26 protein-coding genes are annotated in these 26388 nt (G+C 70.6%); 15 read left to right on the top strand and 11 right to left on the bottom strand.

From position 1 onward, the window contains the following. Positions 1-21: 21 nt before the first annotated feature. The 9 genes from KL771_RS05920 to KL771_RS05880 all read left to right on the top strand — a co-directional run bounded on the left by KL771_RS05920 (position 22) and on the right by KL771_RS05880 (position 8833). Positions 22-798, top strand: coding sequence for an ABC transporter ATP-binding protein (locus KL771_RS05920; RefSeq protein ID WP_261967608.1), 777 nt, complete (start codon positions 22-24; stop codon positions 796-798). Further along, complete coding sequence (locus KL771_RS05915) at positions 798-1751, top strand: ABC transporter permease (RefSeq protein WP_261967607.1); 954 nt, start codon at positions 798-800, stop codon at positions 1749-1751. The genes KL771_RS05920 and KL771_RS05915 overlap by 1 nt, the downstream gene beginning before the upstream one ends. Then, the gene (locus KL771_RS05910) at positions 1748-2365 is read left to right on the top strand and encodes a hypothetical protein (RefSeq protein ID WP_261967606.1); all 618 of its coding nucleotides are present in this window, start codon (positions 1748-1750) and stop codon (positions 2363-2365) included. The genes KL771_RS05915 and KL771_RS05910 overlap by 4 nt, the downstream gene beginning before the upstream one ends. A gap of 73 nt (positions 2366-2438) precedes the next feature. After that, on the top strand, positions 2439-2879 hold the full coding sequence (locus KL771_RS05905) for a hypothetical protein (RefSeq protein ID WP_261967605.1): 441 nt from the start codon (positions 2439-2441) through the stop codon (positions 2877-2879). Next, positions 2879-3256: a hypothetical protein gene (locus tag KL771_RS05900; protein WP_261967604.1), complete on the top strand. Its 378-nt coding sequence runs from the start codon at positions 2879-2881 to the stop codon at positions 3254-3256. The genes KL771_RS05905 and KL771_RS05900 overlap by 1 nt, the downstream gene beginning before the upstream one ends. Before the next feature lie 191 nt (positions 3257-3447). Continuing rightward, the gene (locus KL771_RS05895; RefSeq protein ID WP_261967603.1) at positions 3448-4815 is read left to right on the top strand and encodes an efflux RND transporter periplasmic adaptor subunit; all 1368 of its coding nucleotides are present in this window, start codon (positions 3448-3450) and stop codon (positions 4813-4815) included. 12 nt (positions 4816-4827) lie between these two features. Further along, positions 4828-5619: an ABC transporter ATP-binding protein gene (locus tag KL771_RS05890; protein ID WP_261967602.1), complete on the top strand. Its 792-nt coding sequence runs from the start codon at positions 4828-4830 to the stop codon at positions 5617-5619. Beyond that, positions 5616-6854 (top strand): ABC transporter permease, encoded by a 1239-nt coding sequence (locus KL771_RS05885; RefSeq protein ID WP_261967601.1) that lies wholly within the window; start codon positions 5616-5618, stop codon positions 6852-6854. The genes KL771_RS05890 and KL771_RS05885 overlap by 4 nt, the downstream gene beginning before the upstream one ends. 86 nt (positions 6855-6940) lie before the next feature. After that, on the top strand, positions 6941-8833 hold the full coding sequence (locus KL771_RS05880; protein ID WP_261967600.1) for a sulfotransferase: 1893 nt from the start codon (positions 6941-6943) through the stop codon (positions 8831-8833). On the opposite strand, the gene KL771_RS05875 is transcribed toward KL771_RS05880, so the two are convergent. From KL771_RS05875 to KL771_RS05860, 4 genes are read right to left on the bottom strand one after another with little or no spacing between them, the layout of a single operon-like run. Then, on the bottom strand, positions 8799-10058 hold the full coding sequence (locus tag KL771_RS05875) for a CCA tRNA nucleotidyltransferase (protein ID WP_261967599.1): 1260 nt from the start codon (positions 10056-10058) through the stop codon (positions 8799-8801). The genes KL771_RS05880 and KL771_RS05875 overlap by 35 nt on opposite strands. After that, positions 10055-10330, bottom strand: a complete 276-nt coding sequence (locus KL771_RS05870; RefSeq protein WP_261967598.1) for a DUF6111 family protein — start codon at positions 10328-10330, stop codon at positions 10055-10057. Before KL771_RS05870 ends, KL771_RS05875 begins: the two co-directional genes overlap by 4 nt. Then, complete coding sequence (locus tag KL771_RS05865; RefSeq protein ID WP_261967597.1) at positions 10330-11010, bottom strand: CoA pyrophosphatase; 681 nt, start codon at positions 11008-11010, stop codon at positions 10330-10332. The genes KL771_RS05870 and KL771_RS05865 overlap by 1 nt, the downstream gene beginning before the upstream one ends. 49 nt (positions 11011-11059) lie before the next feature. Then, entirely contained in the window at positions 11060-11650 is a 591-nt protein-coding gene (locus KL771_RS05860) for a DUF1285 domain-containing protein (protein WP_261967596.1), read from the bottom strand. A gap of 269 nt (positions 11651-11919) precedes the next feature. Between KL771_RS05860 and KL771_RS05855 the strand changes: the two genes are divergently transcribed. Genes KL771_RS05855 through KL771_RS05840 form a run of 4 tightly spaced genes read left to right on the top strand, consistent with a single transcriptional unit; the run spans position 11920 to position 18878 of the window. Next, a complete protein-coding gene (locus tag KL771_RS05855) occupies positions 11920-12927 on the top strand; it encodes an AAA family ATPase (protein WP_140941019.1) in 1008 nt (335 codons plus the stop codon). 8 nt (positions 12928-12935) lie between these two features. Next, on the top strand, positions 12936-13880 hold the full coding sequence (locus KL771_RS05850) for a DUF58 domain-containing protein (RefSeq protein WP_390866533.1): 945 nt from the start codon (positions 12936-12938) through the stop codon (positions 13878-13880). Beyond that, entirely contained in the window at positions 13880-16741 is a 2862-nt protein-coding gene (locus tag KL771_RS05845; RefSeq protein ID WP_261967642.1) for a DUF4159 domain-containing protein, read from the top strand. The genes KL771_RS05850 and KL771_RS05845 overlap by 1 nt, the downstream gene beginning before the upstream one ends. Before the next feature lie 55 nt (positions 16742-16796). Further along, positions 16797-18878 (top strand): hypothetical protein, encoded by a 2082-nt coding sequence (locus tag KL771_RS05840; protein ID WP_261967594.1) that lies wholly within the window; start codon positions 16797-16799, stop codon positions 18876-18878. Between the two features lie 265 nt (positions 18879-19143). On the opposite strand, the gene KL771_RS05835 is transcribed toward KL771_RS05840, so the two are convergent. Next, complete coding sequence (locus KL771_RS05835) at positions 19144-19650, bottom strand: GNAT family N-acetyltransferase (protein WP_261967641.1); 507 nt, start codon at positions 19648-19650, stop codon at positions 19144-19146. Positions 19651-19979: 329 nt separating this feature from the next. Further along, on the bottom strand, positions 19980-20447 hold the full coding sequence (locus KL771_RS05830; RefSeq protein WP_261967593.1) for an NUDIX domain-containing protein: 468 nt from the start codon (positions 20445-20447) through the stop codon (positions 19980-19982). Positions 20448-21091: 644 nt separating this feature from the next. Between KL771_RS05830 and KL771_RS05825 the strand changes: the two genes are divergently transcribed. Then, on the top strand, positions 21092-21991 hold the full coding sequence (locus KL771_RS05825; protein WP_261967592.1) for a metallophosphoesterase family protein: 900 nt from the start codon (positions 21092-21094) through the stop codon (positions 21989-21991). A gap of 40 nt (positions 21992-22031) precedes the next feature. Here KL771_RS05825 and KL771_RS05820 read toward each other — a convergent pair whose 3' ends face one another. Continuing rightward, the gene (locus KL771_RS05820) at positions 22032-22661 is read right to left on the bottom strand and encodes a hypothetical protein (RefSeq protein WP_261967591.1); all 630 of its coding nucleotides are present in this window, start codon (positions 22659-22661) and stop codon (positions 22032-22034) included. A gap of 105 nt (positions 22662-22766) precedes the next feature. Here KL771_RS05820 and KL771_RS05815 point away from each other — a divergent pair, with 105 nt between their 5' ends. Continuing rightward, positions 22767-23246 carry a YbaK/EbsC family protein gene (locus tag KL771_RS05815; protein WP_261967590.1) on the top strand — a complete coding sequence of 160 codons (480 nt, stop codon included), beginning with the start codon at positions 22767-22769 and terminating at the stop codon, positions 23244-23246. 49 nt (positions 23247-23295) lie between these two features. Here KL771_RS05815 and KL771_RS05810 read toward each other — a convergent pair whose 3' ends face one another. The 4 genes from KL771_RS05810 to KL771_RS05795 form a co-directional block, all read right to left on the bottom strand. Beyond that, positions 23296-24282 (bottom strand): S1/P1 nuclease, encoded by a 987-nt coding sequence (locus KL771_RS05810; protein ID WP_261967589.1) that lies wholly within the window; start codon positions 24280-24282, stop codon positions 23296-23298. 120 nt (positions 24283-24402) lie between these two features. Continuing rightward, positions 24403-24627 (bottom strand): YodC family protein, encoded by a 225-nt coding sequence (locus KL771_RS05805; protein ID WP_261967588.1) that lies wholly within the window; start codon positions 24625-24627, stop codon positions 24403-24405. 79 nt (positions 24628-24706) lie between these two features. After that, positions 24707-25600 carry an oxygen-dependent coproporphyrinogen oxidase gene (hemF, locus tag KL771_RS05800; protein WP_261967587.1) on the bottom strand — a complete coding sequence of 298 codons (894 nt, stop codon included), beginning with the start codon at positions 25598-25600 and terminating at the stop codon, positions 24707-24709. Positions 25601-25658: 58 nt separating this feature from the next. Further along, positions 25659-26132, bottom strand: coding sequence for a tRNA (cytidine(34)-2'-O)-methyltransferase (locus KL771_RS05795; protein ID WP_261967586.1), 474 nt, complete (start codon positions 26130-26132; stop codon positions 25659-25661). Between the last annotated feature and the right edge of the window lie 256 nt (positions 26133-26388).

Genomic DNA, 26388 nt, shown 5'->3' with positions numbered 1-26388 from the left:
GACGATGATGGAGGTCCACGCGTGATCGAAACGGCAGGTCGGACGGCGGGCGCGGCGGTGCCCGCCATCGAGGTCGCCCATGTCAGCCACGCCTTCGGCGCCCGCAAGGCGCTCGACGACGTGTCGCTGGGCGTGCCGCAGGGCGCCTTCGTGGCCCTGCTCGGCCTCAACGGCGCCGGCAAGACCACGCTGTTCTCGCTGCTGACCCGGCTCTACGACAACGTCACCGGCCGCATCGCCATCATGGGCAGCGACCTGCGCCGCCGGCCGACCGAAGCCCTCGGCCGGCTCGGCGTGGTGTTCCAGGCGCGCACCCTCGACCCCGACCTGACCGTTCTGCAGAACTTCACCTACCATGCCTCCCTGCATGGCCTGTCGCGGGCCGAGGGCCGGCGCCGGGCCGAACGACTGCTTGCGCGCATCTCGCTGGCCGACCGGCTCAACGACAAGGTCCGCAGTCTGTCCGGCGGCCAGGCCCGGCGCGTCGAGATCGCCCGCGCGCTGCTGCACGATCCGCGCGTGGTGATCCTCGACGAACCGACGGTCGGCCTCGACATCGCCGCCCGCCAGGACATCGTCTCGCTGGTGCGCCGGCTGGTCGACGAGGACGGCCTCAGCGTGCTCTGGGCGACGCATCTCTTCGACGAGGTTCGGCCGGCCGATCCGATCGTGCTCCTGCACAAGGGACGCGTGCTGGCCCGGGGCACGACGCCGGAACTCTGCGCGCAGGCCGGCGAGCCGGGTCTCGCCGGCGCCTTCCGCAAGATCACCGGCACTCCGACCGAAGAGGCTGCCTGATGCACGGCACCATCCCGCCGGCGGCCGCCGAGGCACCGTTCCGCCTGCCGCGCTTCGGCTACCTGCACTGCTTCTGGGGCATCCAGAAGCGCGAGATCCTGCGTTTCCTCTTGCAGCGCGGGCGCTTTCTGTCGACCCTGGTGCGGCCGCTGGTCTGGCTGTTCATCTTCGCGGCGGGCTTCCGCTCGGTGCTCGGTGTCTCGATCATCCCGCCCTACGAGACCTATGTGCTCTACGAGGTCTATGTCACGCCGGGCCTCTGCGCGATGATCCTGCTCTTCGCCGGCATGCAATCCTCGCTTTCGATGGTCTACGACCGCGAGGTCGGGTCGATGCGCATCCTGCTGACCAGCCCCTATCCGCGCTGGTACCTGCTCGCCTCGAAACTGGTCTCCGGCACGACCATCGCGGTCGTTCAGGTCTATGCCTATCTGGCCATCGCCTATTGGTGGGAAGTCGAGCCGCCGCCGATCGGCTATCTGGTTGCGCTGCCGGCGGTGTTCCTGTCCGGTCTGATGCTCGGTTCGATCGGGCTCTTCGTCTCCTCGCTGATCAAGCAGCTGGAGAACTTCGCCAGCGTGATGAACTTCATCATCTTCCCGATGTTCTTCACTTCGTCGGCGCTGTACCCGCTGTGGCGGGTCAAGGAATCGAGCCTGCTGCTCTATTACATCTGTACGCTCAACCCCTTCACCTACACGGTCGAACTGATCCGCTTCGGCCTGCATGCCAAGATCGACGCGCCGCAGTCCTGGGCGGAATTCGTGGCCATGTTCACCGCCATGGGCAAGGCCAATGCGCTCGATCCCTTCGCCGGCGACCATCCGGCCTTCATCGCCCTTTTGGTCGTCGTGACGACCACCGCCCTGTTCATGGGTCTCGCCATCCTCGCCTACGATCCGTCGCGCGGCCTGATCGGCCGGCGCGGCGGGCCTGAAGGAGCCGCGTCATGATCGCCTTTATGCGCCTCGCCTCTGCCGTCGCCCTTGCGTTGGGTCTCGCCATGCCCGCCGTGGCGGCCGGAACGGACCCGAACTGGCCCTGCATCCAGGTGCGCAATCCGCAGATCGCCGCGACTGCGATCTGGGGCGGGCCGGAAATTCCGGCGACCGCCAAGGAGTGGTGGAGCGAGCAGGATGTCGCCGACGCTGTCCGTGCCATCGCCTCGCGGCGCACGCCGGTCGAGGAGACCGAGAAGATCATCGCCCGGGTGGCCGAGGCGCCCGGCGACAAGACCATGCGCCTGTCGAAGCTGTTCGTCGGCATGCTGGAACGCGTCAATGCCGAGCGCGATCGGGTGATGAACGGCCTCGTCCGCTATGCGCGCAAGCAACAGGCCTTCGCCCGCCGCATCGAGCAGTTGGGCGATCAGATCGCGCTGGTCAAGGCCGGCAAGCCGGTCGAGGGCGTCAAGCCGGAGGATCTGCCGAAGCTCGAGGAGGAGCTGAAGTGGACCATCCGCATCTTCGACGAGCGCAACCAGTCGCTGACCTATGTCTGCGAATCGCCGGGCCTCCTGGAGCAGCGTGCCTTCGAACTCGCCCGGATCATCGCCGAGAAGCTGTGACGGTTCACCGGCGGTTCAGCCGGCGGATCGTAGAGACCGCAAGCATGCCGTTGCGGCATGATGGAGGTCTGCGATGACGGTTGCCGCCCGATCCCTCGTCTGTTCGGTTTTCCTTCTGGCGTCGACAGGTCTGGCCGCCGCCGGAGACGTGGCGCCGCATTTCCACTGCACCGGCAAGGGCGGCCTGATCATCGAAGGATCGGCCGGCGAGGGTCGCAAGCCGAACGTCACCGTGACGATCGGCGCGCAGGTCTCCGAATTCGGGGCCGACGATTCCGTCGCCTACGTCTCTTTCGGTCCGAAGGACGGCGTCTGGACCCTGATCGTGGACCGCACCGCGCCGGATGCGACGGGCTATGTCGAGGTCTATGCGCTGCCGAAGACGCTCCGCTTCAAGCCGATGGAGGGAGAGGACTACGAGATCCGGTTCGCGGGCCGCGCCTGGGCGACGCATCTCGGGTCCAAGTCGGCTCGCGGCGTGGACGTGACCTGCCTCGTCCGGAAGAGCGTCTGATGCCGCGCGCGGCCGGGCTCGCCGCCGCCGCAGGTCTGGCGATCGCGGCCGGCATCGCGCCGGCCGAGGCGGGAGCGATCCGCTGCCTGTTCACCGAACCGTCCGCCGTGATGGTGTGGCGCCCGGCCGCAAGGACGCTGGCCATCGAGGACCCGGTCACGGACTATCCGAAGGTCCGGCGCGACGTGGTGCGCGGTGTGACTGCGCAACGACGGCCGGCCGGCCGCATCGACCTCGTGGCACCGGACGGCCGCGTCCTGCTGCGCCTGCGCCGAGACGGGCGCGGTTCGGACGGCATGTCGGACAGGCGATATCCCTATTCGGCCGTCATGCCGCGCGCGCAGAATCGCGACGGCGGATGCCTTCCCGTCCCTTGACCGCCGCCGTCCCCGCGATGCCGCCGATGTGATCGGCGCCGCAGGGCTCGGCTCGGTGCGGGGCGCCGAAAACCGGCAGGAAGCGGCCTGCGTAGTGTTCCCATTAACAGTTAGTAACTTGCCGGCGCTGCGCCGCCGCCGCATGGTCGCGGCGGGTCGCCCTCGGCGGTGGCTAACGGGTCGCCAAGTTCATGAAGAAGTTTCTCGTTTTCCTCGTCCTGGTCGCGCTTGCGGGGGCAGGCGTCGTGGTCGCCGCGGAGCGCGACCAGCGGGTCGCCGTATGGGTCAATCGCGCCGCCACCTGGGTCGGTGCGAAGCCGCCGTTCGAGGTGAAGACCAACGACGCGGCCGGCGAGCGCTGGCGGACGGCCCCGGTCGAGCGCGGCACGCTGCAATCCGCCGTGCTGGCGACCGGCACGCTGCAGCCGGTGCAGACCGTGCAGGTCTCCTCCCAGGTCTCCGGCCAGATCGTCGAGCTGATCGCCGACTTCAATTCCAAGGTGAAGCCGAACGACGTGATCGCGCGGCTCGATCCGACCACCTTCCAGGGCAGGCTCGCCTCGGCGGAGGCCGATCTCGCCGTCGCGGAGGCGAGCATCCGCTCCAAGCAGGCGACGCTCGCCCGCGCCCGGTCGGAGCTCGTCCGCATCGACGAGGCCGCGCGCGACAGCGACCGCGCGCTCGACCGCGCCCGCCAGTTGGTGAAGACCGGCGCGGTGACCGAGCGCTCGGTCGAGCAGGCCGAGGTCCTGAAGGCGCAGACCTACGCGCAGGTCGTCTCGTCCAAGGCCGACATCGCGCTGGCGGAGGCCGAGATCCGCGTCGCGGAGGCCAATGTCGAGCAGAAGCGCGCCGCCGTCCGCATCGCCCGCACCGATCTCGACCGCGCCACCATCCGTTCGCCGATCGACGGCATCGTCATCGACCGGCAGGTCGAACTCGGCCAGACCGTGGCGGCCAGCCTGTCGGCGCCGACCCTGTTCGTGATCGCGGCGGCGCTGGAGGAGATGCAGCTCGAGGCCTCGATCGACGAGGCCGACATCGGCCGCGTCCGCGAGGGCCAGCAGGTCGCCTTCACGGTCGACGCCTATCCGGGCCGCGGCTTCGAGGGCCGCGTCTCGCAGGTGCGCCGGGCGCCGAAATCGGTGCAGAACGTGGTCACCTACACGGCGGTGGTGACCGCCGACAATTCCTCCGGCGCGCTGTTTCCGGGCATGACCGCCAATGTCCGGCTGATCGTCGACACCCGCAAGGACGTGCTGCGCATCCCGCAAGCGGCCCTGCGCTTCCGTCCGGCGCAACCCGCCGCCGAGGCGCAGACCCAGGGCGGGCAGGTCAAGCGCGCCCGCACCGTCAATGCCACGGCGGAGGAGGGCCGCCGCGCACGCATCTATCTGGTTGGGACCGACGGGGCCCTGAAGCCGGTCGAGGTCCGGGTCGGCCTGGCCGCCGATACCATGGTGGAGGTCTCCGGCGACGGCGTGAAGGCGGACGACCGGGTCGTCATCGGCCGCCTCGACGATGCTCCGGAACGGCGCCGCGCGCCGCTCGGCTTCTGACGGGAGGCGGCCATGGAGGCGCAGCCGGTCATCGCGGTCGAGCACCTGACCAAGACCTATTCGGGCGGCGACGACGTGGTCCGCGCGCTCGACGACGTGAGCTTCACCGTGCCGCGCGGCAGCTTCGTGGCCGTGATGGGGCCGTCCGGCTCGGGCAAGTCGACGCTGATGAACCTGATCGGCTGCCTCGACCGGGCGACCTCGGGCAGGCTCCTGATCGACGGCGTCGATGTCGAGCAGATCGACAGCGACGGGCTCGCCGGCACGCGGCGGGATACGCTCGGCTTCGTCTTCCAGACCTTCAACCTGCTGCCCCGGCTGAGCGCGCTCGACAATGTCGCCATGCCGCTCGCCTATGGCCGGATGCCGCGCCGCAAGCGCCGGCAGCGGGCCGCCGAACTGCTGGCCGCCGTCGGCCTGACCGGCCGCGCCCGGCACAAGCCGCCGCAACTCTCCGGCGGCCAGAAGCAGCGCGTCGCCATCGCCCGCGCGCTGGTCAACGACCCCGCCGTGGTGCTCGCCGACGAGCCGACCGGCGCGCTCGACACCCGCACCGGCCGGGAGATCCTGGCCCTCCTGCAGGCGCTCAACCGCGACGGCCGCACCATCCTGATGGTCACCCACGACGAGGACGTCGCCCGCCACGCCGGCCGCATCCTGCGCTTTCGCGACGGGCGGCTGATCGCCGACGAGGTCGTCGCCGCCCCGCTCGATGCCCGCGTCGGCATCGCGTCGCCGCCGGAGGCGGGACCGGTACCCAACGCCGGGCCGGCGCCCCAAGGCATCGCGGGAGCCGTCGCATGAGCTTCATCGAGGCGACCCGCATGGCGCTCGCCGCGCTGACGGCGAACTGGCTGCGCTCGGCGCTGACCATGCTCGGCATGGTGATCGGCGTTGCGGCGGTCATTGCCACCTTCGCGATCGGCGTCGGCGCGCAGGAGACGATCGGCCGGATCATGACCAGCCTCGGCTCCAACATCATCGTGGTCTGGCCGGGCAACAGCAACATGGGCGGGGCGCGCGGGCCGTCCGGCTCGTCCGGCCGGCTCTCCGAGCGCGATGCGACGGCGCTGCGCGACGAGGTCGCCGAGGCGCTGGTCGTGGCGCCGAGCGTCGCCGGCAATGTCCAGGTCGTCTACGGCAACCTGAACTGGTCGACCCGGGTCAACGGCGTCGGCGAGGACTTCTTCATCGCCCGCGACTGGGAGATCGACACCGGACGCAGTTTCACCGAGGCCGAGGAACGGCGCGGCGCCAAGGTGGCGATCATCGGCCGGACCGTGGCCGAACAGCTGTTCGGCGAAGACGATCCGATCGGCAGCGTGATCCGCATCCAGAAGATGCCCGCGGAGGTCATCGGCGTGATGAAGTCCAAGGGCCAGACCATGTTCGGCCAGGACCAGGACGACGTCATCTTCGTACCGCTCGACACCGCCCGCCAGCGCCTGCTCGGCCGGTTCAAGTCCCGGCCCGACCAGATCGACTCCATCACCTTGAAGGCCAATTCGGCCGAGGCCCTCGACGAGGTCGAGCGCTCGGCGCGCACTGTGCTCGACCGGCGTTTCGCCCAGCAGACGGCCGGCGATCTGTCCGAGGCCTACAATCTGCGCAACCTGACGCAACTGGTCGAGGCGCAGACCTCCGCCGCCCGGACCCTGTCGCGGCTGCTCGGCGTTGTCGCCACCATCGCCCTGGTGGTCGGCGGCATCGGCATCATGAACATCATGCTGGTCTCGGTCACCGAGCGGACCCGCGAGATCGGGCTGCGCATGGCGGTCGGCGCGCGCCGGCGCGACATCCGGCTCCAGTTCCTGATCGAGGCCATGGTGCTGGCCCTGGTCGGCGGCACCATCGGCATCCTGATCGGGGCGGCGACCTCGATAACGCTGGCGCGCATGACCGGCTGGCCGCTGGTCATCGCCCCCGACGTGATCGGCCTCGCTTTCGCCTTCTCGGCCGGGGTCGGCGTCTTCTTCGGCTGGTACCCGGCCACCAAGGCGGCCCGGCTCGATCCGATCGAGGCGCTGCGCTACGAATAGCCCTCCAAGCCGGCCCCGGCCGTTGCCGCAATCGGCCGTTGACCCTGGCGCCGTCCCATGGGAACACCCGCCCGGAGGGGGACGGGATGGCTTCTGTGCGGGATTGGCTGCGGCGTCTGGGGATGGGGCATCGGCACGCGCCGGGGCTGTCGGCCGTGTCGCTCGCCCGCTTCCGGGCCACCCGGACGCTGCCGGTCGACCGCGTGAACCCCGGCGAATCCCCGGGCCGTTTCGACGTCGACACGCTGTTCTTCGACATCTTTCGCGACACGGCACCGGATCGGGTCGTCGCGCTCGGGCCGCGGATCGACACTGTCACGCCCGAACTCGGGCCGATCAGGTTTCGCGCCGGGGGCGCGGACCTCGATGCCGAGGCAAGTCCGGCCCGGCCCGGTCTGCCGCTGATGCGCTGGACCATCTCCGGCCGGGATCTGGGTCGCGCCGGGCGGATCGAAGTGCTCGCCCGGGAGCGGCGTGCCGACGTCGCCATTCAGCCATCCGGCACACACTTGTTCGCCGGCCGGCGGGTTCTTTTGACGCTGTCGCAGGACAACCCTCTCGCCTGGATCCGCGACTGGGCGGAGTATCATGTCCGGACCCAAGGCATCGACGCGGTGCTTCTCTACGACAATGCCTCGACGCGCTATGCACCGCAGGATATCGCCGCCGCCCTGTCGGGCATCGCCGGTCTGATCCAGGTTACCGTCGTCTCCTGGCCGTTTCCCTATGGATTGAGCCAGAACGCCGGATTGGACCGCTTCTGTCAGGTCGGGGCCCTCGAACATGCCCGGCGGCGCTTCCTGGCCCGGTCGCGCGGCGTCCTCAGTCTCGACATCGACGAACTCGTGGTCAGCGGCGGGCCATCGGTCCTCGACCGGCTGGAAGGTTCGAAGGCCGCCGCGATGGTCTTTCGCGGCTTCTGGGCCGAGGCACCCGCCATCGCCTCGGTTGCCGACCGGGATCGCCTGCGCCACCGCGATTGCCTGCTCGGCCTGCGCGGCCAGGTCGATACATCCGACGCCCGCGTCGAAGCCCCATGCCGCCCGAAATGGGCGGCGATCCCGGCCCGCCTCGACGACGATGCCGGCCTGGCCGTGCATGCGATCCTCGGTCCGGACAGCCGCGTCGATCCCGATCAGGTCTGGAGCATCGGCGAGGACATGGTGCATTTCCGCCATCTCCGGCAGATCAATTCCGGCTGGAAGACCGAGCGCTGGAAAAGCGAAGCCTATGATGCGGCGCGACATCACTTCGCGGTCGATCTGGCCGATCGCTTCGACGCGGTCTGGGGTGCCGATACGACCCGGGCGGCCCGGCAGCTCTGGCAGGAGCCCGCCGGTGCGCCGGTGCACCGGATCATCGGGCCGTTCAGCCCACGCTTCGATTTCGTGCTTCTCTGCCTGCAGCGCTCGGGCTCGCATATGCTCGGATCGGCGCTCGGCCGCCATCCGCGGGTCGCCTTTCATGGCGAGTTCGGGCCGCTCCGCCGTCGCGGCGCCTATGTGCCGGTGCCCGGCAAGCTCAACTTCGCCGCGGTCATGTACAATCAAACGGAGGAGGCGGCCGCGCTCGGGGTCGACCTGTCGGCCCTGCCGATCATCCACCTCGTCCGCGATCTGCGCGCGGTGGCGGTCAGCAACTTGCGCAGCGCGCTGTCGCGCCGCGAGCTCGGCCGTGCCCACCGCGCCCATTTTCGCGACCCGGGTGCGATCCCCGCGCAGATGAAATATATGCCCCCGGAAGACGAGATCCGGGACTGGATGGCAAGGCATGCCGGCGACTTCGCCCGGCTTCAGCCGCTGATCGGCGCCAATCCGCGTATCCTGACGATCGACTATGCCGAATTGACCGGGTCGGGAGACGTGCGCGAGATCCTGCCGGAGCCGACCGAGCGGATCTGCCGCTTTCTCGGCGTCGAACCGGCGCCGCTGCCGGTCTCGATTGTCAAGTCCGGGGGGCCTGTCCCGCCGGCGGCGTGAGCGATAGCCGCTCCAGGAGGTCGGCGCCGGACAGGGTGAAATCGCTCGCCAGCCAGAGGGCTTCGGCGGCGGCGAGCAGTTCGCCGATGCGCGGGCCCCTCTCGATGCCGGCCGCCATCAGGTCGCGTCCGCCGAGCGGCAGGCGCGGGGTCCGCCAGCGCCAGGGCAGTGCCAAATGATGGGCGAAGGCGTCGTCCGCCGCGATCCGACCGCGCGCCGCCGCAAGGGCCAGCGCGTCGCGGTGACCGATCTCCCCGGCCCGGTAGAGCAGCCGCCGGGCCGCCATGTCGTCGAAACCGGAGCCGACCGAGCGTGCCATCGTCACGGCGAGCGCCATGCGGTCGCGCGCCGCGCCCGGCAGGCGCAGGCGGTCGGCAAGGCGCGGCGCATCGGTCTCGGTCCAGACCGCGAGACCGGCCAGGAACAGCGGCCAGTCGGCCTTGCCTGCGGGCGCCACCACGGCGTCGCGCGCGACGCCATGCAGCCGTGCGAAGCCGGCGAGGTCGGCGGCCCCACCGAGCACCCGCTGCAACAGGCCGCAATCGCTCATGATCGCCGCCGTCTCGGGGGCTCCGGCGGCAACGACCAGCTTGGCGGTCTCCTGCCCGATCCGCTCGGCGGAGAGCCGGTCGAGCCCGTCGCGTGCCCTAATGCAGGCCGCCAGGCCGGCGGCATCGGGGGCGCCATGCCCATAGGCGGCGTGGAAGCGGAAGAAGCGCAGGATGCGCAGATAGTCCTCGCGGATGCGGTCCTCAGGCCGGCCGATGAAGCGGACCCGGCGCGCGAGGCAATCCTCGATGCCGCCGACCAGATCGCGGACGCGGCCGTCCGGTGCCGCATAGAGCGCGTTCATGGTGAAGTCGCGCCGCAGGGCGTCGGCGGCCCAGTCGCGGCCGAAGCGCACGGTCGCGTGGCGACCGTGGGTCTCGATGTCCTCGCGCAGCGTGGTGACCTCGAAGGGGTGACCGTCGACCACCACCGTGACGGTGCCGTGATCGATGCCGGTCGGCACCGGCTTCAACCCGGCGCGTTCGGCGCGTGCCATGACGATCGGCGGGGCGGCGGTCGTGGCGATATCGACGTCGTTGACCGGCAGTCCCATCAGCGTGTTGCGGACGGCGCCGCCGACCGCCAGCGCCTCGTCGCCGTCGCGCGCGATCGCCCGGAACAGGCGCTGCAGGCGCGGGTCGACGAGCCATCCGGCCCCGGCGATCGAAGCGGTCACTTCGTGTCGAACCGGCCCGGCACCAGTTCCCCGTTTTCCATGTGGGTCGGAATGTAGCGCCCGTCGAGGCCGGCATGGCCGCTGTCGTCGAGCAGGGCGAGGCCCGCAAGCCCGATCGCGACCAGGACCAGACCGGACAGGACCAGCCAGGCCACCGGGGCTGCGGCCAGAAGTCCGTTCTCGCCGACCTGCCCGCGCGCCTTGGCGTAGGCGGCCCAGACCACGAAGGGCGTCAGAAACAGACTGAGTTCTATCAGTACTTGGCGCAGCATCAGATGTAGAGCCTCTCGTATATGCGGCGCAGGATGCCGGCCGTGACGCCCCATATATAGTGATCGCCATAGGGCATTTCATAGAAATATCGCCGCCCGGACGGGGCTTCGCGAAAATTGATGCGGTGATTGTCCGGGTTCATCAGAAATCCGAGCGGCACCTCGAAGACATCCGCGACCTCGTTCGGGTTGGGCGTGGCCCGGTAGCCGGGCCGGATCATCGCCAGAACCGGCAGGATGCGGAAGCCCGAGCGCGTGTGATAGGGCGCAGCGTAGCCGAGCATCTCGACGAGGCCGCGATCGAGCCCGATCTCCTCCTCGGCCTCGCGCAAGGCGGCCTCGGCCGGCGAGGCGTCGGTCGGGTCGATCTTACCGCCCGGAAAGGCGATCTGCCCGGCATGGGAGGAGAGATGGTCGGTGCGGCGCGTCAGGATCACGCTCGCCTCCGGCTCGCGCGCCACGATCGGCACCAGCACCGCCGCATCGCGCAGCCGCGGTTGCGGCTCGAAGAGGCGTCCATCCGGGTTCAGCCAGTCGTCGCCGGTCGGCTCGCCCGCATAGACCGCGTCGGGGTCGAGCGTCAGGCGCGGCTCGGCGACGGCGCGGAAGCGCTGCGGGGCGAAGGGCGAGGCGGCGACGGCGGACGCGTCGAGCGGATCGGAAGCGAGGGGAAGGGGCAAGGGCGGCGTCCGGATCGGCCGAGGCGGCTCGCCCCGGAAACTCATGAGATCAGCCGAGGCTCATCGCCTCGGCGGCTGGGAGAATGGGGAAGAATCGGCCGGTCGACCAGACCCCGAACCAGGGCTCGCCGTCGACCGGAGCCTCGGTGCCGGCGGCGACCAGTTCATACATCACCGCGCGGGCGAGCCGCGCCTCCAGCCGGCCGCGGACATGCAGATAGGGCCTGAGGCCGTGGTTGGCGGCATCGATCTCGAAACGCAGCGGATGCTCCGGCCCGGCCTCGACGATGTCGCCGACATTGGTGCGGAAGACGAGCTTCTGGTCCGCATCCTCGCCCACCGCCTGCATCTCCACGGCCAGGAAGGGTGCGTCGTCGACGCGGATGCCGCATTTCTCGACCGGCGTGACCAGATAGGTGCGGCCGTCCTCGTCGCGGCGCAGCACGGAGGCGAACAGGCGCACCAGCGCTTCCCGGCCGATCGGGGTGCCCATGTAGAACCAGGTGCCGTCGGCGGCGATGCGCATGTCGATGTCGCCGCAGAAGGGCGGATTCCAGCACTCGACCGGCGGCGTGCCGCGGATCTGCCCGGCGCGGGCGATCAGCGCCTCCAGCCCTCCCATCACTTTGCCGTTATCCATCGCTGCGGGTTCCCTGGACCCAGGCCCGGCATGGAACCCGGCCGTTCCAGCCAGTTGGGGCTTCGGCCTTGATTTGTCCACTGTTGATCCATGTGATCCGGTCATGGGACGATCGCCGAGGGCCAGCCCCCGCAGCGTCCCTGCGACGACGCAGCCGGGGCGGCGTGGAATATCCGGGTGCGCAACACCGGGCTTCCTGCCAAGATCGGGTTCGGCAGGCGGACTCGGGGTAAGGGCGATCCCGGCGTGACAAGAGAGGTTCCGGCCGCATGAGTGCGATGAACGAGATGGTCAAGGTCGACGACAAGGCGATCATCGCCGAGGCGGAAGGTGCGGTCGAGACGCTCGCTCGGGTCAAGGCCGGCGTCGGCGAGGTGATTTTCGGCCAGGAGAGCGTGGTCGAGCGTTCGCTGGTGACGATCCTGTCCGGCGGCCACGGCCTGCTGGTCGGCGTGCCCGGTCTCGCCAAGACCAAGCTGGTCGAGACCCTCGGCACCGTGCTCGGGCTCGATGCCCGTCGCATCCAGTTCACCCCCGACCTGATGCCCTCCGACATCGTCGGCTCCGAAGTGCTCGACCAGGCGGGCGACGGCTCGCGCTCGTTCCGCTTCATCCGCGGCCCGGTCTTCGCCCAGCTTCTGATGGCCGACGAGATCAACCGCGCCAGCCCGCGCACGCAGTCGGCGCTCCTGCAGGCGATGCAGGAATATCACGTCACGGTCGCCGGCCAGCGCCACGACCTGCCGCGCCCGTTCCATGTGCTGGCGACGCAGAATCCGCTCGAGCAGGAGGGCACCTATCCGCTGCCCGAAGCCCAGCTCGACCGCTTCCTGATGCAGATCGACGTGCACTATCCCGACCTCGCCTCCGAGCGGCGCATCCTCCTGGAGACGACCGGCGCCGGCGAGGCGCGCGCCGCCGCGGTCCTCTCCGCCGAGCGGCTGGCCGCGATGCAGGCGCTGGTCCGGCGCATGCCGGTCGGCGAGACGGTGGTCGAGGGCATCCTCGAACTGGTCCGCTCCTGCCGGCCGATGGAAGAGACCGACGACATCACCCGCCATATCGCCTGGGGTCCCGGCCCGCGCGCCAGCCAGGCGCTGATGCTGACGGTGCGCGCCCGCGCACTGCTTGACGGCCGGCTCGCGCCGTCGCTGGACGATGTCCAGGCGCTCGCCGAACCGGTGCTGCAGCACCGCATGGCGCTGACCTTCGCGGCCCGGGCGGACGGCATGACGATCGCCCAATTGATCGGCAAGGCGAGGGCTCGGATCGGTTGAGCGACAGGATGAAGGGATCCGGTGTGGCGGACAGGAACGGTCTCGGACTGGTCAAGACGGCGAAGAGCCTGTCCTCGGCCCTGCCGGATCTGCTCGTTGAGGCCCGTCGCGTCGCCGCCACCGTGGCGGCCGGCTGGCACGGCCGCCGGCAGGCCGGGCCGGGTGAGACCTTCTGGCAGTTCCGGCCCTTCACGGCCGGCGAATCGGTCGGCCGGATCGACTGGCGGCGCTCCGCGCGCGACGATCATCTCTATGTTCGCGAGCGCGAATGGGAGAGCGCCCATACGGTCTGGCTGTGGCCGGATCTGTCGCCCTCGATGGACTTCCAGTCCCGCCTGGCCCCCGTGACCAAGCGCGACCGGGCGGTCGTGCTGCTGCTCGCCGTCGCCGACCTGCTCGCCCGCGGCGGCGAACGCGTCGGCGTGCCCGGCCTGCTGCGCCCGACGCCGCACCGCGCCGCGGCCGAACGCGCCGCGGCGGCGCTGACCCATCTGTCGGGTCGCGAGGCCTTCCCGGACAGCCATCCGATCCGCCGCTTCTCCGATCTCGTCCTGGTCGGCGATTTCCTCGATCCCATCGAAACCACCACGGCGGTGCTGACCCGCATCGCCGGATCGGGCGCGCGCGGCCATCTGGTCCAGGTGATGGATCCGGTCGAGGAGACCTTCCCGTTTGCCGGCCGGACGGAGTTCCGCGATCCGGAGACCGGCGCACGCATCGTCGCCGGCCGGGCCGAAGACTGGCAGGCCGCCTATCGCGACCGGCTGGCCGCGCACCGCGACCAGTTGCGCCGGCTCGCCGCGCGGCTCGGCTGGACCTACCTGATCCACCATACCGACCGCTCCGCCGCCGAACCGCTGCTGGCGCTGCACGGCCGCCTGTCGGCCTCGGCGCGCGGCGCCGGCAACGTGAAGGCCGGCGGCTCGGTCTCGACCCTGGAGGTCGCCTCGTGATGGGCCTCCTGCCGCTCGGCTTCACCGCCCCCCTGATGCTCGGCGCGCTCATCCTGCTGCCGGCGATCTGGTGGCTGTTGCGCCTGACCCCGCCGCGTCCGCAGGAGATCGCCTTCCCGCCGACGCGGCTCCTGTTCGACATCATCAAGCGCGAGGAGACCCCGAACCGGAGCCCCTGGTGGCTGACGCTCCTGCGGCTCCTGCTCGCCGCCCTGGTGATCATGGCGCTGGCCGGCCCGGTCTGGCGTCCGCTCGCACGCAGCGACGGCGGCAGCGGTCCGCTCTGGCTGGTCATCGACAACGGCTGGGGCTCGGCCGACCGCTGGGGTTCGATCCGCTCGGTCGCCGACCGGCTGATCGCCCAGGCCGCCGATGCCGGCCGCCCCGTCGCCCTGATAGCGACCGCCGAGGGCACCAGCCAGCCGCTCGACCCCAGCGCCGTCGGTGAGGCGCGCAACCGGCTCGCCGCGTTGGAGCCGCGGCCCTGGCAGCCCGATCGCGCCGCCCTGCTGCCGTCCCTGCGCAAGAGCGCCGAGAAGACCGCGCCGGGCTCGGTCATCTGGCTGTCCGACGGCCTCGACCACCAGTCCGGCACGCGCTTCGCGGCCGACCTGCAGGGATTTGCCGGGGCGACGCCGATCACCGTCTATGCCGGCGGCACCATGCTGCCGCTCGCGCTCGGCGAGACCGAGAACCAACTCAAGGCCCTGACCGCGACGCTGCTGCGCGCCGACACGGCGGGCCCGCGCGGCGGCCTCGTCCGCGCGCTCGATCCGAAGGGCCGCGTCGTCGCCGAAGTCCCGTTCGGCTTCGCGGCCGGGGAGGGGGCGACGACGGCGAGCTTCGACCTGCCGATCGAACTCAGGAACGACATCGCCCGCGTCGAGATCGAGGGCGCCGGCCATGCCGCCGCCGTGCAACTGCTCGACGAACGCTGGCGCCGGCGCGCAGTCGGCCTGTTGTCGGGCGCGAGCGCCGATGCCGCGCAGCCGCTGCTCTCCCCGGTCCACTACCTGACCCGCGCGCTGGCGCCCTTTGCCGAGGTGCGCGAGCCGCGCGCCACTGACACCGCCCAGGCGATCCGCGATCTCGTGCGCCAGAACGTGTCGGTCATCATGACCGCCGACATCGGCACCATCGTCGGCGATGCCGAGAAGGTGACCGAGGACTGGGTCGCCAATGGCGGCGTGCTGGTCCGCTTCGCCGGACCGCGGCTCGCCGCCGTCAAGGGCGGCGACCGGCTGGTGCCGGTGGCGCTTCGCCAGGGCGGGCGCACGCTCGGCGGCGCCCTGTCGTGGTCGCAGCCGCAGGCGCTCGGCAGCTTCAGCCAGACCGGCCCCTTCGCCGGCCTCGACGTGCCGCGCGACGTGACCGTGACCCGCCAGGTACTGGCCGAACCGCATCCCGACCTCGCGCAGAAGACCTGGGCCAGCCTGACCGACGGCACGCCGCTGGTCACCGCGACCCGGCTCGGCAAGGGCTGGCTGATCCTGTTCCACGTCACCGCCGATACCGGCTGGTCGAACCTGCCGTTGTCCGGCAGCTTCATCGAGATGCTGCGCCGGGTCGTCGCCTATTCGTCGGCCAGCACCGGCAAGACCGAGGCCGGCGGCGCCGGGACCGGCCAGGAGGCCGCCGAGGCCGGCAACCGCGCCGCTGCGGGACCGGTTCTGCTCGCGCCGCTGCGCCTGCTCGACGGCTACGGCCGTCCGGTGCTGCCCGGCGCCGACGCCAAGCCGATCCCGGAGGGTCGGCGCGACCTGGAGGTCGGACGCGAACACCCGCCGGGGCTCTACGGAACCGAGGAGGCCTTCGTGGCACTGAATCTGATGCGGGCGGGCGACAGGATCGCCGCGCTCGATCTCTCGGCCGTTCCCACCGCCCGGGTCGAAGTCTACGCGGCCGGCGGCCCGCGCGACCTGAAGCCCTTCGCCTTCGCGGCGGCGCTCCTGCTGCTCTTGCTCGACGGCCTTGCGGTTCTCTATCTCGCCGGCCGCCTTGCGCGCCGGCCGGCGGTCGCCGCAACGATCCTCGCCGTCGCCGCCGTGACGCTGCTGGCGGTACTGTCCGGCAGCGCGGTCGCGGCCGATGCGGCGCGCGAGAAGTTCGAGCGGGATGCGGCCCTCGGCACACGGCTCGCCTATGTGGTCACCGGCAATGCCGAGATCGATGAAGTCTCGCGCCGCGGACTGGAAGGCCTGTCGCGGGTGCTCGCCGACCGGACCGCCCTGGAGCCGGCCACGCCGGTCGGCGTCGACCTGACCCGTGACGAACTGGCCTTCTTCCCGCTGCTCTACTGGCCGGTCGATGCCGGCGCCGCGCGCCCGGACTCCAAGGTGATCACCCGGGTCGACGCCTTCATGAAGAATGGCGGAACCATCCTGTTCGACACCCGCGATACCATCAATGCCGGCGTCCTGCGCGGCACCGGCCGCACGTCGCCCGCCAACGAGGCGCTGCGGCGCATCCTGACCGGCCTGGACATTCCCGATCTGGAGCCGGTGCCGACCGACCACGTCCTGACCAAATCCTTCTACCTCCTGCAGGATTTCCCCGGCCGCTTCGACGGCGGCCCGCTCTGGGTGGAGGCGACGCCGCCGCAGGATCCCGCACAGGCGGCCGAACGCCCGGTGCGTCCGGGCGACGGCGTCTCGCCGATCATGATCACCGGCAACGATCTTGCCGGCGCCTGGGCGCTGACCGAAAGCGGCGACTTCTTCCTGCCGACCGTGCCGAACGATCCGCGCCAGCGCGAGATCGCCTTCCGGGTCGGGGTCAATATCGTCATGTACACGCTGACCGGGAACTACAAGGCCGACCAGGTCCATATCCCGGCACTGCTGGAAAGGCTCGGCCAGTGACCCTGCCCACGGTCGTGCCCCATCCGTCCGGTCCGCCGCGGGAGGATTGCGCCCGATGAGCTGGTCCTTCGATGCCGCGCCGCTCATGCCGCTCTGGCTGATCGCGCTTCTCGGGCTCGGCGCCGGCGCGCTCGCGCTGGTCTCGATCCTGGCCGGCCTGCGCGGCGGCTGGCTGCGCGTCGGCGCGGTGGCGGCACTGGTGCTCGCCCTGATCAACCCGGTCTTCCAGCGCGAGGACCGCGAGCCGCTGCCGAGCGTGGTCGCGCTGGTGGTCGACAAGAGCCAGAGCCAGGCGCTGGGCACGCGCACCCGCGAGACCGAACAGGCGCGCGCAGTGCTGGCCCGCCAGATCGGCGCACTCAAGGGCTTCGAACTGCGCGAGGTCGAGGTCGGCAGCGATCGCGACGGCGCCGGGGCCGACGGCACACGCCTGTTCCAGGCACTCGGCCAGGCGTTCTCGGACGTGCCGCCCGAGCGGATCGGCGGCGTCGTCATGCTGACCGACGGCCAGGTCCACGACGTGCCCAAGGACAAGGGCGCGCTCGGCTTCGACGCCCCTCTCCATGTGCTGCTGTCCGGCCGCGAGCGCGAGATCGACCGGCGCGTGGTGGTCACCACCGCGCCGCGCTTCGGCCTCGTCGGCGCCGAGCAGAAGCTCGCCTACCGGGTGATCGATTCGGGCGCGGTGCCGCCGGGCGGGCGGGTCAAGGTGACGATCCGGCGCGACGGCGAGACCGTCGCGGTGCAGCAGGTCACGCCCGGCCAGGTCGCGACCGCCTCGGTCAAGATCACCCATGCCGGCGACAACATCGTCGAGATCGAGGCCGAGGCCATCGCCGACGAACTGACCACGGTCAACAACCGCGCGGTCAGCACCATCGAGGGCATCCGCGAGAATCTCCGCGTGCTCCTGGTCTCCGGCGAGCCGCATGCCGGCGAGCGGACCTGGCGCAACCTGCTCAAGTCCGACGCCTCGGTCGATCTCGTCCATTTCACCATCCTGCGTCCCCCGGAGAAGCAGGACGGCACGCCGATCCACGAGCTGTCGCTGATCGCCTTCCCGACGCGCGAGCTGTTTCAGGAGAAGATCAAGGATTTCGACCTGATCATCTTCGACCGCTACCAGCGCCGCGGCATCCTGCCGTCGATCTATTTCGACAACATCGCCCGCTACGTGCGCGAGGGTGGCGCCGTGCTGGTCGCCTCGGGTCCCGACCCGGCCGGCGCCGGCAGCCTGTTCCGCACCCCGCTGGCCAGCGTGCTGCCGGCCGAGCCGAACGGCGTGGTGCGCGAGGAACCGTTCATCCCGAAGGTCAGCGCGGTCGGCCAGCGCCATCCGGTCACCCGCGCCCTGCCGGGCGGGGCCTCCGACCCGCCGCAATGGAGCCGCTGGTTCCGCCTGATCGAGGCGACGCCGTCGAGCGGCACCGCGGTGATGACCGGCATCAACGACAAGCCGGCGCTGATCCTGTCGCGCGAAGGCGCCGGACGGGTCGGGCTGCTGCTGTCCGACCATGTCTGGCTGTGGGCGCGCGGATACGAGGGCGGCGGGCCGCACGGTCCGCTGCTGCGCCGATTGGCTCACTGGCTGATGAAGGAGCCGGATCTCGAGGAGGAGGCCCTGCGGCTCGTCCAGCGCGGCCGCGATCTGGTCGTGGAGCGCCAAACGCTGGGCGCCGAGGTCAAGCCGGTGACCATCACCAAGCCGACCGGCGAGACGCTGGACGCCAAGCTCGAACAATCCGAGCCGGGCCTCTGGCGCACCCAGACGCCGGCGCGCGAACTAGGCCTGTGGCGCGTCACCGACGGCGAGCGCACCGCGCTCGCCCATATCGGCCCGCCCAATCCGCGCGAATTCACCGATGTGCTGTCGAGTGCCCGGCCGACCGAGGCGCTGGCCCAGTCGACCGGCGGCGGCGTGCGCCGGCTGGTGCCGAGCGGCGACCAAGTGGTCACGCCGCGCGTGCTGCCGCTCCGCGCCGGCGTCACCCTGTCGGGCAGCGACTGGATCGGCCTGAAGCAGACCAATGCCAGCGTCCTCAAGGGGGTCGACCGCTACGGCTTCTTCACCGGTTTGCTCGGTCTCGCCCTGCTGCTCGGCGCGGTCTCGTTGCTGTGGTGGCGGGAAGGGCGGTAGTCGGCGTCCGGGGTGCATGCCGGTTCGCCGGCGTTCGGGATTTCGATCGAGGTGCGATCGATCGGCGCGCGATGTGCACCGACCATCCCTGGTCCGGCCCCCTCGCTCGCGCTCGTGTGCGTTCGGGATTTCGATCGCGATGCGATCGATCGGCGCGCGACGCGCACCGACCATCCCTCGTCCTGCCCCCTCGCTTGGGCTCGGGTGCGTTCGGGATTTCGATCGCGATGCGATCGATCGGCGCGCGACGCGCACCGACCATCCCTCACCCCCAGCGCCAGTTCTTGGCGGGGCCTTGGGCTTGGGCGTGGGCACCCGGTCTGAGTTCGGCGATGAGGACGCGCCTTGTATCGACCGGGCCCGGCAGCTGCACCCGCTCCGGGGGGACGTGGTGGAAGCCCAGCGGCCCGTAATAGGGCTCGTCGCCAACCAGAAGGACCATGGTGTGGCCGAGCCGGGCCGCAGCCTCCAGCGAGGTCCGGACCAGGGCACGGCCGATCCCACGGTTGCCGAAATCCGGATGGACGGCCAACGGGCCGAGCAGGAGTGCCGGATCCGCGCCGATCCGGATCGGCGTCAGCCGCACGGACCCCGCGACGCGACCGCCGACCAGGGCGACTAGCGACAGATCCGGGTCGGCCGGCACGCCTTCGCGCAGCCGGAAGGCCGTCTTGGCGAAGCGGCCGGGGCCGAAGCCGATCTCGTGCAGATCCTCGATCGCGGCATCGTCTTCGGGCAGTTCAGGGCGAATCAAATAGAGGGGCGCGTGCATCAGCATGGGTCCGGTATCGTCGTCGGTCAGGCGGGCATCGATGCCCGCGCTCGAACCGGAACCCCTGGACCGCACTGCTGCCGATGGCGGAGGCGTCGGGATCAGGATTGGGCGCGCGGGCCGGCGGCGTGGATCGCTCCACGTCGTTCGCCTCGTCGTCGCTGCGCCATGCCGAACCGCACGATCCGCTCCCGTTGACCCTGTGCCGGGTCCGCAATGCCTGCCGGCAGAAGATCGGCTGTCCCGATCCCGCCATGCAGGCATTTTGTCGCTAGCATGAGCGGCACGGTGGTTCAAGGGCGCCGATCGGCTTGAGGGCGAAACGCTGCCTACCAGATGTCGGCGCGCGGGGTGCCTTCGACCACCTCGGCGATGCGCCGCCGGGTTGCCCCGGTGGTCCCCTCCGGCAGGGCGTCGAGCGGAAAGAAGCCGACCTCGCGGATCTCCGCATTGGGCACGAAGGGGGACGGGGTCATCGTGAAGGCGTCGACCACGAACAGCGCCACATGGTCGCGCCGCGACGTCCGGCTGTTCAGATAGAGGCCGAAGATGCGGCTCTCCTCGACCCGGATGCCGCCTTCCTCCTCCAGCTCCCGCACCAGGGCGCGGCCGGCGCTCTCGCCCGGATCGACGCCGCCGCCCGGCAGGTACCAGCCGGGCAGATAGCCGTGTCTGACCAGGAAGATGCGGCGCTGCCCGTCGACCACGAAGCCGCGCACGCCCAGCGTCACCGGACGGGTGACGAGGCCCGACCAGGTCACGGTACGCCGCACGATCGGCTTCAGGTGATTCAGCACGCTCGGTGGTCTCCTGTCGGCCGCCAATCTAGCCGAATCCGGTTCATGAAGTCTTCTTGCGCTCGGGAACCCGTGGACGTTGCCGTCCCGCCGCCGCCATGTGGCGACTGCATGGCGGCATTGCCAGGCGGAGGGCTGCCGTTTTGCTGTGCTTCTGCCTATTTGATGGCGTGTGCAATGCACAACGGATGGCCGCCGCGGGCGGTCACGAGACGGCGGTCCGCCCCTGGCGGCAGTGAAGCCGTCCGCATTGAGGACCTGTCATGTTCGCCGTTCTGCGCCGGATGTTCCGGATCGAAAGCTTTTCCTGGGCGCCTGCGGTCGATTGGACCAATCCGCGCGTCGTCGCGACGCTGCGCACCTTCCCGAACAACTGAACCGGCCTGGACACCGGAGCCGGATCGCGTCCGGGCGGTCGCGGCTTGCGGACCGGCGGTCGCGGGCGGGCGTCGGGATCTCCCGGTCGGCATGAAGTTGGCTAGCGAGGCCGTCGCCGGGTTCTGTCCGGCGCTGGCCGCTTTTTGCATGTCTGGCGTTTCCTCGGAAGCCGGCATGGGCTAAAGCGGTCGCGCCGCCGACAGGAACCCGACCGGCGGTCCGGCCGTTTCGCGGACCGGGTTCCCGACCAGCCCCGCGCGAGGCTCATGTATTCCTTCGCCCATCTGTCCGATCCCCATCTCGGCCCGCTGCCCGACGTCCGCCTGCGCGAACTGATGTCCAAGCGGGTGCTCGGCTATCTCAACTGGCGGCTCAACCGCGGGCGCGGCGCCATGCGGCCGACCGTGCTCGACGATCTGGTCGCCGACATGCGCGCCCATGCGCCCGGGCATGTCTGCGTGACCGGCGATCTGGTCAACATCGCGCTCGATGCCGAGGTCCATTCGGCGCGCGCCTGGCTGATGTCGCTCGGCGCCGCCGCCGACGTATCCGTGGTGCCGGGCAACCACGACGCCTATGTGCGCACCGCCCTGAAACAGGCGACCGAGGTCTGGGGGGCGTTCATGAGCGGCGACGGCAGCGAGCATGTCCGCTTTCCCTATGTCCGACGGCGCGGCCCGGTCGCCTTCGTCGGCGTCTCCTCGGCCAAGGCAACCGGCCCGTTCATGGCCACCGGCACTTTCGACGTGAGCCAGGGCATGCGGCTGGCCGAACTCCTGGAGACGCTCGGCCGCGAGGGGCTGTTCCGCTGCGTGATGATCCACCATCCCCCGATCCGCGGCGCGGCGCCGTGGGCGGCCCGGCTGATCGGCGCCGAACGGTTTCGCCGGATCGTGCGCGAGGCCGGCGCCGAACTGGTTCTGCATGGCCATACCCACAAGGGCACCGTCGGCTTCATCGACGGGCCGACCGGCGGCGTGCCGGTCGTCGGCGTGCCGTCGGCCTCGGCCTCGCCGCGAGCCGACCGGCGCGGCGCCGGCTGGAACCATTTCACCGTCGAGGGCGGTCCGGGCGATTGGACGCTGACCCATGTCGAGCGCGGCTTCGCACCGGGGGCGAGCCAGGCCGGCGAGATCGCGCGCCGGACCCTGCGGCCCGGCAACTGACGCCGGGCGGCCGGGGTCCGGCCCGACCTCCGGCCAACGGTCAGCCCGAACGCAGGATCGCGAAGGCGAGCAGGGCCGCGATGCCGAGCGCGAGGCCCGCCGCGAAGGCGGCGAATGTCGACAGGCGGCCGGGCAGGGGCCCGGGCGCCGCGGGCGGTGCCGCCTCCGCAGGGTATGGGACGGCCTGGGCGCCGTGCCCGCTGCCCCGCCGGGCCAGCAGCCAGTCGGCCTCGAAAGCCCGCTCGCGCTCGATCAGCCGCTCGGCGATGTAGTCGGTGACCGCATCGGCCATCCGGTCGAGCACGGGGGTCTCGCGCAGCACCACGCGGCCGAGCCGGGTATCCTTCACGAAGCGGTAGGTGCGCCGGTCGCGCGCCAGGGCGACGTGGCTGGTCATGTCGATCCACAGGCGCGGCGGGTCGGCCGGCGAGATCGCCAGGATGAAGAAATCCACCTCCGGCGGGATGTCCCGGACCACGTCGGCCAGCGCCTCGGCCAGCAAGTGCAGACGGGCGCGCTCGGTGGCGGCGAGGTCTGCAAGGCTGTCGGCCTTCGCGGTGGCGACCTCTTGGACCCGCCGGATCGCCTCCTGCAGGCTGCGGACGGTCCCGGCCGGGCGGCTTGAGGGATCGGCATCGGCCATCTCGAACGGCTCCAAGTGCTCCGGCATGGCCGCAACCCGTCGATCGGGCTTGCGGCGATGGACGCCGATATCCTACCAGCAAGCCGGCCGGGTGCCATCCGCAGACGGCGGGAAACGGGAGACGCAGGGACAATGGCGGAAAAGCTGAGCGGAATCGATCGGGTCCGCCTTGCCGCGACCGATCTCGGTCTGGCGGTCGAGATCGTCGAGATGCCGGGATCGACCCGCACCGCCGAGGATGCCGCGGCGGCCTGCGGCTGTGCTGTCGGCCAGATCGTCAAGTCGCTGGTCTTCGTCGGTGCCGAGACGCGTCGTCCGCTGCTGCTGCTCGTCTCGGGCGCCAACCGGGTCGATGAGACGGGCGTCCGGGCGGCGATCGGCGAGGCGCTGGAACGCCCCGATGCCAGCTATGTCCGGACCACCACCGGCTTCGCGATCGGCGGCGTCGCCCCGATCGGCCACGAGACGCCGATGACCACCTATCTCGACCGCGACCTGCTCGCCTTCGAGACGGTCTGGGCCGCCGCCGGCAGCCCGAAGGCGGTGTTCGCGATCGCACCCGCCCAATTGGTGGAGGCGACCGGCGCGACCGTGATCGCGGTCACCGGCTGACAGGCGCAAGCCAGGGCGGAGACCGGATAGCGGCCTGTCCGACGCGCTGCTATCGCAAAGCCGCGTTGATCAGGTTGGCGAGGCGCGCACCGGCCACGGCCGCCTGCTGCCGTGCGACCGAGCGGGCCGCGGTCTCATAGTCCCGGTCGAGGCGGATCGGGCCTTCTCCGGAACGGACCGGCTCGGCATAGGCGTAACGGCGGGCGAGCGCGGCGCTCTCGGCGAACCAGGCATCCGGGTCGGCGACGGCGGCGCGGGCGCGATCGGGCTGGGGCAGGAGGCTTGCCGACGATCGCACGCGCTTCGGGTCGGTGCCGGCCGGGTCACGGCCGATCGCGTCCTTGACGGCCTGGCGCGGCGTCGAGCCGGTGCCGAGCAGGCGGTCCCAATAGGCATGCAGCGGGATGATCTCGCCGGTCGCCGGCTGCACCTCGACGAAATTGCCCCCGGCATCACCGCCCGGCCGCAGGACGGAACTGCGTGCCACCGCATGCAGCGGTTGGTGGGCATCGGCGACGAGATGGATCAGCCAGACCAGGTCGTAGGAGCGGACATCGTCCGTCGCGCCCGAGTTGTGCGCCAGCGCGGCGGAGAGCAGCTTGATCTGGGAGGCCGCGTCGACCGGATCGGCATGCACGGCCGGCGTGCCGTCCTCGCTGAAGCCGATATCCTTGAAATGCCAGTAGGCGTGCGGGAGCTTGTCGCCCCAGCCGACGTTGCGGCCGGCTTCCGGCCCGTCGACCTTGTCGTCGCGGGCGTCGTAGCCGGGCGTGTCCTTGATCTCGTCGGCCCAGACCGAGGCGCGGATGAAGGCATATTGCCGGCCCGTGGCTTCGTCGGGCGCGCCGGCAGACCAGAGCCGGTACTGCTCGGCATTGACCCGCAGCAGCGCGTCGACCTTGGCCCGAACCGGCTCGTCGAGCCGCTCCCAGGCCAGCGCCGCGATCTGCATGTGGCCGGCATCCCACCAGGCGGCGGCCGATGTCGCCGAGGCCGCGGCCAGGCCGAGCGCGATGAAGAGAGCGGCGGGTCTCATGGCAGGCTCCGGCTGCACGGACCCCGATCGGCCGGGGACCTCGACGATCCTTGCATGCCGGACCGGCCCGAACAACGCCCGCCCGGTGCCGGGCGGCGGACCGTGCGGGCCGGCGCGTCCTCAGTCGTCGTCGTCTTCGATCTCGTCGTCGGCGTCTTCGATCTCGTCATCGGACTCGATCAGAGCGAGCGCGATCGGCGGAACCGTGCCGGTGCGAAGCGTCTGGTCGGTTTCCGCGAACCACAGGCAGGTGATCTCTGTGGCGGTCACCTTGGTCACCGTCATGGCAGGGCCGCCGGAGCGCAGGGAGACGACATCGCCGGGGGAAAACAGGGGGTCGGACATGGAAAACCTCCATCGAAGGAATGCGTCAGCCTAGCTGATTCCCGTTGCGCCTGAAGCGACTGCGGGTTTTCCCGCATGATCAGGGCCACTTCACCACGGGCGGCATCGAGGAGAGGATCGAATCGACATTGCCGCCGGTCTTCAGGCCGAAGATCGTGCCGCGGTCGTAGAGCAGGTTGAATTCGACGTAGCGGCCGCGCCGGACGAGCTGCTCCTCCCGGTCGGCCTCGGTCCAAGGCGTGCCCATGTTGCGCCGGACCAGGTCCGGGTAGATGCCCAGGAAGGCTTCTCCGACCGCCTGCGTGAAGGCGAGGTCCTGCGCGAAGCCGCTGCCGTCGAGATAGTCGTAGAAGATGCCGCCGATGCCGCGCATCTCGTTGCGGTGCTTCAGGAAGAAGTATTCGTCGCACCAGGCCTTGTAGCGCGGATAGTCGGCGCCGTGGGCCTGGCAGGCGGCCTCCATGGCGGCATGGAAGGCGATCGTGTCGGGATCGTCCTGGGTCCGCCGCCGGTCGAGCACCGGCGTCAGATCCGCGCCGCCGCCGAACCAGCGCCGGGTCGTCACGACCATGCGGGTGTTCATGTGGACGGCCGGGACATTCGGGTTGTGCAGATGCGCGATCAGCGAGATGCCGCTGGCCCAGAAGCGCGGGTCCTCGGCGGCACCGGGGACCTGGCTGCGGAATTCCGGGCTGAACTCGCCATGCACGGTCGAGCAGTGCACGCCGACCTTTTCGAAGACGCGGCCCTTCATGATCGACATCACGCCGCCGCCGCCGTCCTGGCCGCTGTGGTCGGTGCGCTGCCAGGGCGTGCGCTCGAAGCGGCCGGCCGGCGCGTGCGCGCCAGCGGCGAACGGGCCGTCGAATGTGTCCTCGATCTCTTCGAAGGCCGCGCAAATGCGGTCGCGCAGGGTCTCGAACCAGGCGCGGGCAATCGTTTTTTCGGTCTCGATAGTGGCGGGCAGGGACAAGGACGACCTCTTGCGGGCTCGGGCGGGAACGGCGCGCGACGGCGGGCCGCCGCCGACACTACTCCGCCGGGCCGGTTGCGGGAAAGCCGCCTGTCTGGCGCAGGGCCTCGCTCAGAATCATGCCGGCAGCCACCGCGACATTGACCGAGCGCATGCCGGGGATCATCGGGATGACGACCCGCGCCTCGGCCAGATCGTGCACGGCATCCGGCACCCCGGCCGATTCCCGGCCGAGCATGAGCCAATCGCCGGGCCGATACGCGAATTCGGTATAGGGCATGGCGGCGCGGGTGGTGACCAGGACGAGGCGTCCGCCGGCCTGCCGGCGCCAGGCCTCGAAGGCTGCAAAGCTGTCGTGGCGGGTCAACGTCGCGGCCGGCAGATAGTCCAGCCCGGCGCGACGCAAGCCCTTGTCGGTAATGACGAAGCCGGCCGGCTCGATGAGATCCACCGCAACGCCGAGACAGGCGGCGAGGCGCAGAATCGAACCCGTATTCTGTGGGATGTCGGGCTGGTAGAGGACAAGGCGCATGGGGTCGTCTCCGAATGCGGACAGGCATGCCGATGTCCTGGCATTCGTCAATGGCTGTCGGGATTTAGGCTTTCATGTTGCGGTGCCGCGACGTGGTCGTAAATCCGGCCGATTGCTGCTTTCGGCGTGCTGGACAATCTTCGGAAGTAGTGCCAAAACACCGCGCGACCGGCCGAAGCTGCGCCAAGGCACGCCGTTTCCTGCCGATCTCGGCGCCCGCCTGCGCCCGTCCGCCTTCTTCCGAAGAACCGCCTTC

This window comes from Prosthecodimorpha staleyi (assembly GCF_018729455.1).
Classification (GTDB): Bacteria; Pseudomonadota; Alphaproteobacteria; order Rhizobiales; family Ancalomicrobiaceae; genus Prosthecodimorpha; species Prosthecodimorpha staleyi.
Note: the sequence above shows the minus strand (reverse complement) of the source record. Positions and strands in the feature narration are given on the sequence as shown.